At 70.7% G+C, this 13494-nt stretch carries 12 protein-coding genes; 6 read left to right on the top strand and 6 right to left on the bottom strand.

All coding sequences use genetic code 11. The features are described from left to right. Nucleotides 1-8: 8 nt before the first annotated feature. From ABZ567_RS13200 to ABZ567_RS13185, 4 genes are all read right to left on the bottom strand, one after another. Nucleotides 9-569, bottom strand: coding sequence for an RNA 2'-phosphotransferase (locus tag ABZ567_RS13200; RefSeq protein WP_360788004.1), 561 nt, complete (start codon nucleotides 567-569; stop codon nucleotides 9-11). A gap of 115 nt (nucleotides 570-684) precedes the next feature. Further along, nucleotides 685-1614, bottom strand: a complete 930-nt coding sequence (locus tag ABZ567_RS13195; RefSeq protein WP_360788001.1) for a MerR family transcriptional regulator — start codon at nucleotides 1612-1614, stop codon at nucleotides 685-687. A 272-nt stretch (nucleotides 1615-1886) separates the two neighbouring features. Further along, nucleotides 1887-3752, bottom strand: coding sequence for an SDR family oxidoreductase (locus ABZ567_RS13190; protein WP_360787998.1), 1866 nt, complete (start codon nucleotides 3750-3752; stop codon nucleotides 1887-1889). Further along, a complete protein-coding gene (locus ABZ567_RS13185; protein WP_360787995.1) occupies nucleotides 3752-4597 on the bottom strand; it encodes a M24 family metallopeptidase in 846 nt (281 codons plus the stop codon). The genes ABZ567_RS13190 and ABZ567_RS13185 overlap by 1 nt, the downstream gene beginning before the upstream one ends. A 251-nt stretch (nucleotides 4598-4848) precedes the next feature. On the opposite strand from ABZ567_RS13185, the gene ABZ567_RS13180 reads away from it, so the two are divergent. The 6 genes from ABZ567_RS13180 to ABZ567_RS13155 all read left to right on the top strand — a co-directional run bounded on the left by ABZ567_RS13180 (nucleotide 4849) and on the right by ABZ567_RS13155 (nucleotide 10821). Then, a complete protein-coding gene (locus ABZ567_RS13180; protein ID WP_360788808.1) occupies nucleotides 4849-5814 on the top strand; it encodes an ABC transporter ATP-binding protein in 966 nt (321 codons plus the stop codon). Then, complete coding sequence (locus ABZ567_RS13175) at nucleotides 5811-6722, top strand: ABC transporter permease (RefSeq protein WP_360787993.1); 912 nt, start codon at nucleotides 5811-5813, stop codon at nucleotides 6720-6722. Before ABZ567_RS13180 ends, ABZ567_RS13175 begins: the two co-directional genes overlap by 4 nt. Continuing rightward, complete coding sequence (locus ABZ567_RS13170; RefSeq protein WP_360787990.1) at nucleotides 6719-7630, top strand: ABC transporter ATP-binding protein; 912 nt, start codon at nucleotides 6719-6721, stop codon at nucleotides 7628-7630. The genes ABZ567_RS13175 and ABZ567_RS13170 overlap by 4 nt, the downstream gene beginning before the upstream one ends. 14 nt (nucleotides 7631-7644) lie before the next feature. Then, nucleotides 7645-8364 (top strand): ABC transporter permease, encoded by a 720-nt coding sequence (locus tag ABZ567_RS13165; RefSeq protein ID WP_360787987.1) that lies wholly within the window; start codon nucleotides 7645-7647, stop codon nucleotides 8362-8364. A 336-nt stretch (nucleotides 8365-8700) separates the two neighbouring features. Next, on the top strand, nucleotides 8701-10104 hold the full coding sequence (gene lpdA / locus ABZ567_RS13160) for a dihydrolipoyl dehydrogenase (RefSeq protein ID WP_360787985.1): 1404 nt from the start codon (nucleotides 8701-8703) through the stop codon (nucleotides 10102-10104). 60 nt (nucleotides 10105-10164) lie between these two features. Further along, nucleotides 10165-10821 carry a rhomboid-like protein gene (locus tag ABZ567_RS13155; protein ID WP_360788805.1) on the top strand — a complete coding sequence of 219 codons (657 nt, stop codon included), beginning with the start codon at nucleotides 10165-10167 and terminating at the stop codon, nucleotides 10819-10821. Nucleotides 10822-10952: 131 nt separating this feature from the next. Here the strand turns inward: ABZ567_RS13155 and ABZ567_RS13150 are convergent, their stop codons facing one another. Beyond that, nucleotides 10953-11759 (bottom strand): HAD family hydrolase, encoded by an 807-nt coding sequence (locus tag ABZ567_RS13150; RefSeq protein WP_360787982.1) that lies wholly within the window; start codon nucleotides 11757-11759, stop codon nucleotides 10953-10955. Further along, nucleotides 11756-13045: a serine--tRNA ligase gene (serS, locus tag ABZ567_RS13145; RefSeq protein ID WP_360787979.1), complete on the bottom strand. Its 1290-nt coding sequence runs from the start codon at nucleotides 13043-13045 to the stop codon at nucleotides 11756-11758. The genes ABZ567_RS13150 and serS overlap by 4 nt, the downstream gene beginning before the upstream one ends. Nucleotides 13046-13494: the final 449 nt, after the last annotated feature.

The raw sequence follows: 13494 nt of genomic DNA, 5'->3' as shown, positions 1-13494 counted from the left end.
GGGACCGATCATGCCGGAAGCCGCAGGAACTCCGGCGGGACGGTGTCGGCCAGCCAGACCCCGTTGGCGCTGAGGCGGAAGACGTGCCCGGCCCGGTGCATGGCGCCGGCGTCGACGGCGAGCACGATCGGCCGGCCGCGCCGCGCGCCGACCCGGGTCGCGGTCTCCCGGTCGGGCGAGAGGTGCACGTGGTGGCGAGCCATGGGGCGCAGCCCCTCAGCCCGGATCGCGGGGAGCCGGTCGGCGACCGTACCGTGGTAGAGGTACGCGGGCGGTTCCGCAACCGGCAGGTCCAGGTCCACTTCGACGGTGTGGCCCTGGCTGGCGCGGATGCGGCTGCCCTCGATCGCGAAGCGCTTCTTGTCGTTGGTCGCGACGACGTGGTCGAGTTCCTCGCGGGTGATCGGGAAGCCGTTGCGTGCGGCGGCGTCGAGCAGATCGTCGATATCGGTCCAGCCGTGGGCGTCGAGAACGAGGCCGATGCGCTCGGGCTGGTGGCGCAGGTGCTGGGAGAGGTACTTCGATACTTTCACCGTGCGGCGCTCGTCCGGTGGTGTTCGGTGGGTCATTCCCTCAGAATGCCGGACGTCCCAGAGGTTTGGTCCACAACCAAAGCGACTTATCCACAGGCTGGTTGGGATTTCTGTGGACAACAGCCCTGTGCCGCTGACCGAATTGAGCACCTTACTCATGAAGAGGGTGGTGTGCGGTGAGGGCGTCCATCGTCCTCTTGTGCACCTCCCGTTCCGTGGCGGCGGCGACGAAGGCCGCGACCCCCTCCTGACCCACCAGGCCCTGAACGGCCCTGACGGTGCCGGCCGGAAGCACCACCGGACGCGGCTCGTCGTCCCGCGCCGACGGCACGTCCGGTGACAGATGGAGCTGGAGGTGCCGGGTCGCCAACACGCGCATCGCCCGGGCCAGTTCGGCGTCCACCGTCTGCTGGGCGAGCGGCCGGAGCCTTCGCACCATCGTCGCCGCCTCGGTCGCGTCCGCGTCCGTCGGCGGCCGGTGCTCCAGATAACGGGCGAAGACGTGCTCGGTCGTGAACTCCAGGAAACGGGCGGCGATGTGCTCCACCTGGTTGCGAAGTTCCCGCAGATGGCCGGTGATCGCCGCGAGCGGGACCCCGGCCGCGTACAACTCGACCGCCACGGCCAGTTCCTGGGGACTCGGTACGAGGTACTCCTCCGTCTCCCGGTCGGGTATCCGCTCCAGTACGCCGAGCTCGACGGCCTCCCGGATGGCCTCCTCGTCCGGTGTGCCGCCGAAGCGGGCGTCCAGCTCGGCGCGTGAGATGCGGGCCGCCTCCTCGTCCGTCCACGGCCCGTGGACCTCGGCTACCAGACCGAGCACCCCGCCGAGTCCCCGGCCGGTGTCCCAGGCCTCCAGGAGCTCCTTGATCGAGGCCAGGGTGTAGCCCCGGTCGAGCAGGTCGGCGATCTGCCGGAGCCGCGCGAGGTGCGCGTCCCCGTACACGTTCGACCTGCCCCGGCGCTCCGGACGGGGCAGCAGACCGCGGTCCTGGTAGGCGCGGATCGTCCGGACGGTGGCCCCGCTGTGATGGGCGAGGTCCTCGATCCGGTACTCCGGCTGTGCTGACTGCTCGGACAAAACCGCTCCCACCGACCACTCGCTCCACCCCGCCACCGGGGCCCCTCCGGACAGCGATCGTACGACCGCGCCCCCGAACCCACCCTCGCGCGGGCAGGCGAAGCCGCGGTCGTACCACCCGAACCCACCCCCGCGCGGGCAGGCGAAGCCGCGGTCGTACGACATGACCCCGGCCCATTCCCGCGCGGGCGGGCGGAGCCCCCCGGCCCCACCCGCCTGCTTCCTGCTCCGCCGGCTGCCGCCGGTGAGCGGGAGCCGACAGCGCCCGCTCCCTATGCGGGCGGCTGCCAGCGCGCGAAGGCCCGCAAGGCCCCCGGGCTCAGGCGGGACAGGAAGCGGACGCCCCGGGCCTCGGGCGTCACCGGCACGACCGCGCGGTCGTGCAGGACCGCGCCGAGGATCGCGTCGGCGACCTTTTCCGGCGGGTAGTTCCGCAGGCCGTACAGCCGGGACGCGTTCTTCTGGCGCCGCTTCTCCTCCGCCTCGTCCGTGACCCCCGCGAACCGCGTCGTCGCCGTGATGTTGGTGTTCACGATGCCGGGGCATATCGCGGACACCCCGATGCCCTGACCGGCCAGTTCGGCGCGCAGGCACTCGCTGAGCATCAGCACCGCCGCCTTCGTCGTGCTGTACGCGGGCAGGACCCGGGAAGGCTGGAAGGCCGCCGCGGACGCGGTGTTCACGATGTGACCGCCCTGTCCGCGCGCGGTCATCTGCGCCCCGAAGACCCGGCACCCGTGGATCACTCCCCACAGGTTGACGTCGAGGACCCGCTTCCACTCCTCACTGGTCGTGTCGAAGAAGGAGCCGGTGAGCCCGATGCCCGCGTTGTTGACGAGGACGTCGACGATCCCGTACTCGCTCGCCACCTTCGCGGCCAGCTTCTCCATCGCCTGCTCGTCGGCGACGTCGACGGTCTCGCCCCAGGCCTCGGGCGCGCCGATCAGCCGGGCCATGTCGGCCGTGCGGACCGCGCCCTCGGCGTCCCGGTCCACGGCCACGACCCGTGCGCCGGCCTCCGCGAAGGCGAAGGCGGTTGCCCGCCCGATACCGCTGGCCGCGCCGGTCACCAGGACCAGCTGGCCGCCGAACCGCTCCGCGTACTCCGGCCTCACCCCGCCCTTCGCCGCCGTCGCGGTGGCCGGCCGACGCGGACCCGCCCCCTTGGCCGCCGGTTCCTCGTTGGCCCGGACGAACGCGCCGATCCAGGCGGACAGCTGGTCCGGCCGGGTGCGCGGCGCCCAGTGCTTCGCGGGCAGCGTGCGCCGGGTCAGGTCCGGCACCCAGCGGCCCAGGTCGTCGTAGAGCCGCTCGGAGAGGAAGGCGTCATCGGTCGGAGTGATCAGCTGCACGGGCGCGTGCGCGAACGCGTCCGGGCGCGGCCTGCCGAGCCGGGCGCGGACGTTGTCCCGGTAGAGCCAGGCGCCGTGGGCCGCGTCGCTCGGCAGCGACGGCGTCGGGTAGTCACCGGCCGGGACCTTCTCGATCCGCTCCAGGATCCTGGGCCAGCGCCTGCCGAGCGGCCCGCGCCAGGCGAGCTCGGGCAGCACGGGCGTGTGCAGCAGGTACACGTACCAGGACTTGGCGCCCTGGCCGAGGAGCTGTCCGACCCGGCGCGGGGTGGGCCGGGTCATCCGCTGCTTGATCCAGTGTCCGAAGTGGTCGAGGGAGGGCCCCGACATCGAGGTGAAGGACGCGATCCGGCCCTCGGTGCGGGGGACGGTCACGAACTCCCAGGACTGCACCGAGCCCCAGTCGTGGCCGACCAGGTGCACCGGCCGGTCCGGGCTGACGGCGTCGGCGACCGCGAGGAAGTCGTCCGTCAGCTTCTCCAGGGTGAAGCCGCCGCGCAGCGGGGCGGGCGCCGTGGAGCGGCCGTGGCCCCGGACGTCGTACAGCACGACGTGGAACTCCTCGGCGAGCCGGGTCGCGACCTCCGACCACACCTCCTTGGAGTCCGGGTAGCCGTGGACGAGGAGGACGGTAGGCCGGTCCGTCTCGCCGAGCTCGGCGACGCACAGTTCGATCCCGCCCGTACGGACCCGGCGCTCCCGCGCCCCCTCCAGCCCCGACGTCGTCCCCCCGGCCCGCGTCGCCGGCCCTCCGAGCCCCGTCCTCGTTCCCTTGCGCCCTGCCATCAGACCGCCCCCTCCTTCCAGCGCCGCACGTGCGGCAGATCGTCGTCCAGCCAGAACGCGCTCTGCTCGGGGTCCCGGGAGTCGGTGACGACCAGGATCTCCTCGAACTTCGCGCCCGTCCCCCGGAATCCGAGGTGCGGTTCGACCGCCCACAGGCCGGGCCTCGGCGGGTGGTCGGAGAACGTGTACGGCGACCAGAGTGGCGACCAGCCGTCCCGGTGACCGCGCAGGGCGTCGCTCGCGAGGCCCTTGAGGGCCTGGGTGCCGAAGCCGAAGAGCGTCGGGGCCCAGCGGCGCTCCTTCACCCGGTCGATCTTGTGGGCGATGACGCCGAAGGGATAGGCCCGGTGCCGGTTGGCGTACCCCTGGCGGACCATGAGCCGGTCCACGTCCTGGTAGATCTCGCGGAGCGAGCGGCGCTCGCGGACCTCGCGCAGGATCAGCTCGCGGTGGTCCCGGAGGTCGGCGAGCAGCTTGTCGTGTAGGGGGTTGAGGCCCAGGCAGCCGCTGTAGCCGATGTCGGCGGTGTGCCCCTTGTGGACGGGAGCCATGTCGAGGATGAAGGGCATGCCCGCTTCGAGGCGCCGATTGGTGGGGAAGAACTGGAGCGGGATCCTGAAGTCCACGAAGGCCGTGCGGTCCCCGAACCAGGCGAACGGCCGGTGGAACCAGTCCCGTACCCCCCGCTCGTGCAGCCACTTCCGCTGCATCCGTGCGGCCTCGCGCTCGGTCACGCCCGGCTTGAGCTGCGCCGCGACGGCCTCCGCGCACGCGTAGGCGAGCCGCTGCACTTCCCTGAACCCCCGCAGCTCCGCGGAGAGTTCCCCTGTCACTGCTGAGGCCATGCCACCCGCCGTCCCGTGTGAGCATCCGATCGCGCTACGCGTTCGTAACGTGACATCGATGAATGTGACAATGCCTGGCGGCTACGTCAAGGGGTCGGACCGGCGCCTGTGGAAAAGTCCGACCGCCGGCCCGGCGAGAAAGACTTTCGTCGCGACCCCCCTACTGGGTTTGTACTCCTGTAGTCGGACAAGGATCGAGCCGTTGGGCTGACGACCGCTGTGGTGCACCCCACTACCGTCGAAGCGTGACTGTGATCGCGACCGAAAGCCTCAGCAAGCGGTTCCCCCGGGTGACCGCTCTTGACCGGCTCTCCCTGGACATCGGACCCGGTGTGACCGGACTCGTGGGTGCCAACGGAGCCGGCAAGTCCACCATGATCAAGATCCTGCTCGGGCTCTCCCCCGCCACGGAGGGCCGCGCGGAGGTCCTGGGCCTCGACGTCCGGACCGCCGGCGGCCAGATCCGTGAGCGCGTGGGATACATGCCCGAGCACGACTGCCTCCCACCCGACGTCTCGGCCACCGAGTTCGTCGTCCACATGGCGCGCATGTCTGGGCTGCCCCCGACCGCCGCCCGCGAGCGGACCGCCGACACCCTGCGCCACGTGGGCCTGTACGAGGAGCGGTACCGCCCCATGGGCGGCTACTCGACCGGCATGAAACAGCGGGTCAAGCTCGCCCAGGCCCTCGTCCACGACCCGAAGCTGGTCCTCCTCGACGAGCCGACCAACGGCCTCGACCCGGTCGGCCGCGACGAGATGCTGGGACTGATCCGCCGGGTCTGGACCGACTTCGGCATCTCCGTCCTCGTCACCTCCCACCTCCTGGGCGAGCTGGAGCGCACCTGCGACCACGTCGTCGTCATCGACGGCGGGAAGCTGCTCCGCTCCAGTTCCACCAGCGACTTCACCCGCACCACCACGACCCTCGCCGTCGAGGTCACGGACTCGGACGCGCACCCCGACGGCACGTCGGCGCTTCGCGCGGCCCTCGCCGCGGCGGGTGTCACGCTCCACGCGGGCGTGGAGGAGGGCCTGCCCGGCGCCGGCCACATCCTGCTCCTGGAAGCACCGGGCGAGGAGACGTACGACCTGGTGCGGGACACCGTCGCCGACCTCGGCCTCGGTCTCGTCCGCATGGAGCAGCGCCGCCATCACATCGCCGAGGTCTTCCGGCCCGAGACGTCCCCGCAGCACGAGGAGGTGTCGGCCCGATGAGCACCCAGACCCCCCAGCCCTCCCAGGCCGCTCCCGACACGACGCAGATCCACAACATCGGCTACCGGTCGTACGACGGCCCGCGCCTCGGCCGGGCGTACGCGCGCAGGTCGCTGTTCTCGCAGTCGCTGCGCGGCGCGTACGGCCTGGGCCGCAGTGCCAAGTCCAAGGTGCTGCCGATGCTGCTGTTCGCGGTGATGTGCGTCCCGGCGCTGATCATCGTCGCCGTCGCGGTCGTCACGAAGCAGTCGAAGCTCTCCATCGAGTACACGCAGTACGCGATCTTCCTCCAGGTCGTCATCAGCATCTACCTGGCCTCGCAGGCGCCGCAGTCGGTCTCCCGCGACCTCCGGTTCAGGACGGTCCCGCTGTACTTCTCCCGGCCGATCGAGCGCGCGGACTACGTGCTCGCCAAGTTCGGGGCGATGGCCTCGGCGCTCTTCGTCCTCACCGCGGTGCCGCTGCTGATCCTCTGGATCGGCTCGCTGCTCGCCAAGATGGACTTCGCCGAGCAGACCGGCATGTTCGGCCAGGGACTGCTGTCCGTGGCGCTGCTCTCGCTGCTCTTCGGCGGGATCGGCCTGGTCATGGCGGCCCTCACCCCGCGCCGCGGCTTCGGTGTCGCCGCCGTGATCGCCGTCCTGACGATCTCGTACGGAGCGGTCTCCACCCTCATGGGCATCGCCCACGCCACGGAGAACGAGAACGCCATCGTGTGGCTCGGCCTGTTCTCGCCGATGACCCTCATCGACGGCGTGCACACCGCCTTCCTGGGCGCACCCAGCGCCTTCCCCGGCGGTGAGGGCCCGGGCGCAGGCGCCGGCGTGGTCTATCTGCTGGTCGTCCTCGCGCTGATCGCCGGTTCGTACGGCATCCTGATGCGCCGCTACCGAAAGGTCGGGCTGTGACCACGCTCCACATCGACCACGTCTCCCGCTGGTTCGGAAACGTCGTGGCCGTCAACGACGTCACGATGACGGTGGGGCCGGGTGTCACCGGCCTCCTCGGGCCCAACGGCGCGGGGAAGTCCACCCTGATCAACATGATGGGCGGCTTCCTCGACCCCTCCACCGGCTCCGTCACCCTGGACGGGCAGACGATCTGGGGGAGCGAGTCGGTCTACCGCGAGATCGGTGTCGTGCCCGAGCGGGAGGCGATGTACGACTTCCTCACGGGCCGCGAGTTCGTCCTGGCGAACGCGGAGTTGCAGGGCCTCGGCGCCGAGGAGGCCCAGCGGGCCCTGGCCACGGTCGAGATGGAGTACGCCCAGGACCGCAAGATCTCCACGTACAGCAAGGGCATGCGGCAGCGCGTGAAGATGGCCTCGGCCCTCGTCCACGAGCCCTCGGTGCTCCTGCTCGACGAGCCGTTCAACGGCATGGATCCGCGCCAGCGCATGCAGTTGATGGATCTGCTGCGGCGGATGGGCGCGGACGGCCGCACGGTCCTGTTCTCCTCGCACATCCTGGAGGAGGTCGAGCAGCTCGCTTCCCACATCGAGGTGATCGTGGCCGGGCGCCACGCGGCCTCCGGTGACTTCCGCAAGATCCGCCGGCTGATGACGGACCGGCCGCACCGCTACCTCGTCCGCTCCAGCGACGACCGGTCGCTGGCCGCGGCGCTGATCGCCGACCCGTCCACGGCCGGGATCGAGGTCGACCACGGTGAGGGCGGTCTGCGCGTGCAGGCGGTGGACTTCGGGCGGTTCACGGAGCTGCTGCCGAAGGTCGCGCGCGAGCGGGGGATCCGTCTCCTGACGGTCTCGCCCTCGGACGAGTCCCTCGAATCGGTCTTCTCATACCTCGTCGCGGCCTGAAAGGAGCCTGACCGATGTACAACCCCACAGTCGCCCGGCTCACCTACCGGGCCCTCCTCGGCCGCCGCCGGGCCATGATCCTCTTCCTGCTGCCCGGCATGCTGCTGCTCATCGCGGCAGCGGTCCGCGCGTTCAACGGCGCGGACGACCAGGTCGCGGCCGAAGTCCTCGGCGGCTTCGCGCTCGCCACGATGGTGCCGCTGATCGGCGTGATCGCGGGCACGGGAGCGATCGGCCCGGAGATCGACGACGGCTCGATCGTCTATCTGCTGTCCAAGCCCGTGAAGCGGTCCTCGATCATCTTCACGAAGCTGATCATCGCGATCGCGGTGACGATGGTCTTCTCGGCGGTGCCGACGTTCATCGCCGGATTCATCCTCAACGGCAACGGCCAGCAGGTTGCCGTGGCCTACACGGTGGCGGCGCTCGTGGCCTCCATCGCGTACAGCGCGCTGTTCCTGCTGCTCGGCACGATCAGCCGGCACGCCGTGGTCATCGGCCTGGTCTACGCCCTGGTGTGGGAGACACTCTTCGGCTCCCTGATCGCCGGCGCCCGCACCCTGAGCGTCCAGCAGTGGGCCCTCGCGCTCGCGCAGAAGGTCACCGGCGACGGCCTCGTCACCTCCGACGTCGCGCTCCCCACGGCGGTGGCGCTCCTCGCGGGCGTCACGATCGCGGCCACCTGGTTCGCCGGCCACAAGCTCAGCAGACTGACCCTGGCGGGCGAGGAGTAGCAGCGGGGCCAGACCGATGCGGTACGACTCCGAGGCTCGCCGCCCCCTCCCGAAAGCCCCACCCCGGAGCCGTACCGCACCCCCCTCGCCCCACACCGTCCGGTCCCGGGCGCGGTACACCTCGACGAAGGCCGCGTTGTGCGTCGCGCCGACGACGGCCAGGTGGAAGGCGAGGCCGGTGTCAGCGTCCCGGTCGCAGGACGGCGGCCGGATCCGCGCTCGACCTGACGGAGGTGCCGTTGCCCTGGCGCGACTCCAGGAGTCCGGGTCGAGGACGCGGGGCTACTGTGGGCGCGTACGCGGACCGAACACCCTCACCACCCTCGGGAGTCAGTCATGTCAGACCGCTTCGACGTCGTCGTACTCGGAGCTGGCCCCGGCGGCTACGTCGCCGCCATCCGCGCCGCCCAGCTGGGCAAGCGGGTCGCGGTCGTCGAGGAGAAGTACTGGGGCGGTGTCTGCCTGAACGTCGGCTGCATCCCCACCAAGGCGCTGCTGCGCAACGCCGAACTCGCCCACATCTTCCACCACGAGGCCAAGACCTTCGGCATCAAGGTCGACGGCACCGTCACCTTCGACTACGGCGACGCCTACCGCCGCAGCCGCTCGGTCGCGGACGGCCGCGTCAAGGGCGTCCACTTCCTCATGAAGAAGAACGGCATCACCGAGTTCACCGGCCGGGGCACGTTCCTCGACGCGAACACCCTCCAGGTGGCCAAGTCCGACGGCACCTCGGACACGATCACGTTCGACAACTGCATCATCGCCACCGGCGCGACCCCGCGACTGCTCCCGGGCACCGCCCGCAGCGAGCGCGTGGTGTCGTACGAGGAGCAGATCCTCGCCGAGGACGCCCCCAAGTCGATCGTCATCGCGGGTGCCGGCGCCATCGGTATCGAGTTCGCGTACGTCCTCAACAACTACGGCACCAAGGTCACGATCGTCGAGTTCCTCGACCGGATCGCCCCGCTGGAGGACGAGGAGGTGTCCAAGGAGCTGGCGAAGCAGTACCGCAAGCTGGGCATCGACGTCCTGACCTCCACCCGTGTCGAGACCATCGACGAGTCCGGCCCGCAGGTCCGCGTCACCGTCACCGGCAAGGACGGCGCGAGCAAGGTCCTGGAGGCCGACAAGGTCCTCCAGGCCATCGGCTTCGCTCCGAACGTCACCGGCTACGGCCTCGAGGCGACCGGCGTCGCCCTCACCGAGCGCGGCGCGATCGACGTCGACGGCCGCTGCCGCACCTCCGTGCCGCACATCTACGCCATCGGTGACGTCACCGCGAAGCTGATGCTGGCGCACACCGCCGAGGCCATGGGTGTCATCGCCGCCGAGACCATCGGGGACGCCGAGACCATGGAACTCGACTACCCGATGATCCCGCGCGCCACCTACTGCCAGCCCCAGATCGCCAGCTTCGGCTGGACCGAGGCGCAGGCCCGCGAGAAGGGCTTCGACGTCAAGGTCGCCAAGTTCCCCTTCGTGGCGAACGGCAAGGCGCACGGCCTCGGCGACGCCACCGGCTTCGTCAAGATCATCGCCGACGGGACGCACGGCGAGATCATCGGCGCCCACCTGATCGGCCCGGACGTCACCGAGCTCCTGCCCGAGCTGACCCTGGCCCAGCAGTGGGACCTCACCGTCCACGAGGTCGCCCGGAACGTCCACGCGCACCCGACGCTCGGCGAGGCCGTGAAGGAAGCGATCCACGGCATCGCGGGACACATGATCAATTTCTGAGTCTCCCCCGGGTCCGGGTGATAGGCACGGAAGGTGCCGACCTCGTGGGACCCCAGCGAAATCCACCCGGGTGGCGAACCGTCCCGACCGATCAGGTCGTGGGTGCGTTCGTCACCCGGTACGCATCTCTGGCTGGCGGTCATCGCGCTCACCAGCCTCGTCGTCGCCCTGTCCCCCGAAGGTCTCGACGCCTCTCTCCTCCAGCGCAGCAGCAGCAATCTCCACCAGCTCGCCCACCGCCCCGTGCGGGCCCTGCTCGGCAGCGCGTTCTGGATCGAGGACCCCGCCGACCTCCTGCTGTACGCGCTCCTCTTCGAGCTGCTCCACGCCCCGGTCGAACGCTGGCTGGGTACGCCGAGATGGCTCTTCACCGTCGCCACGGCCCACATCACTGCGACCCTGATCAGCCAGCAGGTGGTGCTGCTCGCCATCCGCCACCACGACGTGCCGCGCAGCATGGCGCACGTCGTCGACATCGGCGTCAGCTACGGCCTCGCCGCCTCCGCCGGCGTCCTCGCCTACCGCCTCGCCCGGCCCTGGCGCCTGCCCTACCTCGCGGGAGCGGTCGCCTTCTTCCTCGTACCGCTCGCCGCCGACCGTACGTACACCGACCTCGGGCACGCGGTCTCCCTGGCGGTCGGCCTCGCCTGCTACCCGCTGACGCGCTCCCCCCACGGAAAACCGCTCGCACTCGAACGGCGGCCCGGCGCACACTAGTTGCACGGGGGACACGGGGGATCTCCCGGGGCGGCCGCTTCGAGCGCGCGGACTCAGGTCCGCGCGGGCCGTGAACCGCGAAGGCCCGCTCCCCGAAGGGAGCGGGCCTTTCGTACGGTTCCTCGCGCTGCTCAGGCGGCCAGAAGGCGCTCCAGGACGAGCGCGATGCCGTCCTCCTCGTTGGAGGTCGTCACCTCGTCCGCGACCGCCCGCAGCTCCGCGTGCGCGTTGCCCATGGCCACGCCGTGGGCCGCCCAGCCGAACATGGGGATGTCGTTCGGCATGTCGCCGAAGGCGATCGTCTCCGCGGCCTTCACACCCAGCCGGCGCGCCGCCAGCGAGAGGCCCGTCGCCTTGCTGAGGCCGAGCGGGAGGATCTCCACGACGCCCGGCCCCGCCATCACGATGTCCACGAGCCCGCCGACCGTCGCACGGGCGGCCCGCGTCAGCTCGTCGTCCGTCAGCGTCGGGTGCTGGAGGTAGAGCTTGGTCAGCGGCGCCGCCCACAGCTCGGCCGGGTCCTCGTACGGCACGTAGGGCAGCGGCCCCTCGTGGGCCCGGTAGCCGGGGCCCAGCAGGACCTCGCCCTCCAGGCCGTCGCGGCTCGCGGCCAGCGCCAGCGGGCCCACCTCCGCCTCGATCTTGGAGAGCGCGAGCCCCGCGAGCTGCCGGTCCAGGGTCAGCGAGGTGAGGAGCCGGTGCTCCCCCGCGTGGTACACCTGCGCGCCCTGCCCGCACACCGCGATCCCCTCGTAGCCGAGGTCGTCGAGGATGTGCCGGGTCCAGGGCACCGCCCGGCCGGTGACGACGATGTGGGCGGCGCCCGCCGCCGTCGCGGCGGCGAGCGCGTCCCGCGTGCGGCCGGAGATGGACTCGTCGGCCCGCAGCAGCGTGCCGTCGAGGTCCGTCGCGACCAGGCGGTAGGGGAAGGAGCTCACTTGGCGATCGGCTCCAGGAACTCGCGGCCGCCGAGGTAGGGCCGCAGCACCTCCGGCACCCGCACCGAACCGTCGGCCAGCTGGTGGTTCTCCAGGATCGCCACGATCGTGCGCGGTACGGCGCACAGCGTGCCGTTCAGGGTGGCCAGCGGCTGCACGGTCTTCCTGCCGCCCTGCTCGTCGCGCATGCGGACGGAGAGGCGGCGGGCCTGGAAGCTGTCGCAGTTCGAGGCCGAGGTCAGCTCGCGGTACTTGCCCTGCGTCGGGATCCACGCCTCGCAGTCGAACTTGCGGGAGGCGGAGGAGCCGAGGTCACCGGTGGCGACGTCGATGACCTGGAACGGCAGCTCGAGGGCGGTCAGCCACTGCTTCTCCCACTCCAGGAGCCGCTGGTGCTCGGCCTCGGCGTCCTCGGGCGCGACGTACGAGAACATCTCGACCTTGTCGAACTGGTGGACGCGGAAGATGCCCCGGGTGTCCTTGCCGTACGTGCCGGCCTCGCGGCGGAAGCAGGGCGAGAAGCCCGCGTACCGCAGCGGCAGCTTGTCCGCGTCGATGATCTCGTCCATGTGGTACGCCGCGAGGGGGACCTCGGACGTGCCGACGAGGTAGTAGTCGTCCTTCTCCAGGTGGTACACGTTCTCCGCGGCTTGGCCGAGGAAGCCGGTGCCCTCCATGGCGCGCGGGCGGACCAGCGCGGGGGTCAGCATGGGGATGAAGCCGGCCTCGGTGGCCTGGGCGATCGCCGCGTTCACCAGGGCCAGCTCCAGGAGGGCGCCGACGCCGGTCAGGTAGTAGAAGCGCGAGCCGGAGACCTTGGCGCCCCGCTCCACGTCGATGGCGCCGAGCGCCTCGCCGAGCTCCAGGTGGTCCTTGGGCTCGAAGCCCTCCGCCGCGAAGTCGCGGATGGTGCCGTGCGTCTCCAGGACGACGAAGTCCTCCTCGCCGCCCACGGGCACGTCCGTGTGGACGATGTTCCCGAGCTGGAGCAGGAGCCGCTTGGCCGTCTCGTCGGCGTCGTTCTGTTCGGCCTCGGCGGCCTTGACGTCGGTCTTGAGCTGCTCGGCCTTCTTGAGGAGCTCGGCGCGCTCCTCGGGGGTGGCCTTGGGGATCAGCTTGCCGAGCGCCTTCTGCTCGGAGCGGAGCTCGTCGAAGCGGACGCCCGACGACCTGCGCCGCTCATCGGCGGAGAGCAGGGCGTCGACGAGCGCGACGTCCTCTCCACGGGCGCGCTGGGAGGCGCGAACACGGTCGGGGTCCTCACGGAGCAGGCGAAGGTCAATCACCCCACCAGGCTACCGGTGCCCGTTCACCCGCCCCCACCGGATAACGTCACGCGTGTTGTCACGCGTACCGTTTCGCCCGAATTGCCGCCGGTGGAATAGGTGGGACCGGGGGCGGCCCATTCAGTTATCCACAGGCTGTGCGGAAGATCTGTGGACTACGGGAAAGGCCGCGCGGATTCCCGCTCCCAGGCCTGGCAATTCCGTGATCAAACGGCATTCAGGCACTCATTTGGGTGGGAATTGCTCGCCCCGAGGAGTCAGCCGAACAGGAAGTGCTGACGACGGTGCCCTCTCCCGCTGTGGACAGGCGCGTCCGGGCGGGGAGTGGCTAGGGCGATTTGTCGACCTTGTCGGGGCGAGCTGTCGACTTGTCCCCAGGCTGTCGAGGGTGCCTGTGGATAACTCGGATGGGGAAGCGAAAATATGCAGGTAGGACTAGTGGTTCGTAC

Source organism: Streptomyces sp. NPDC016459 (genome assembly GCF_040632845.1).
In the GTDB taxonomy this organism is placed as follows: Bacteria; Actinomycetota; Actinomycetes; order Streptomycetales; family Streptomycetaceae; genus Streptomyces.
The sequence above is the reverse complement of the archived record's forward strand: the minus strand, read 5'-3'. Positions and strand labels throughout refer to the sequence as shown.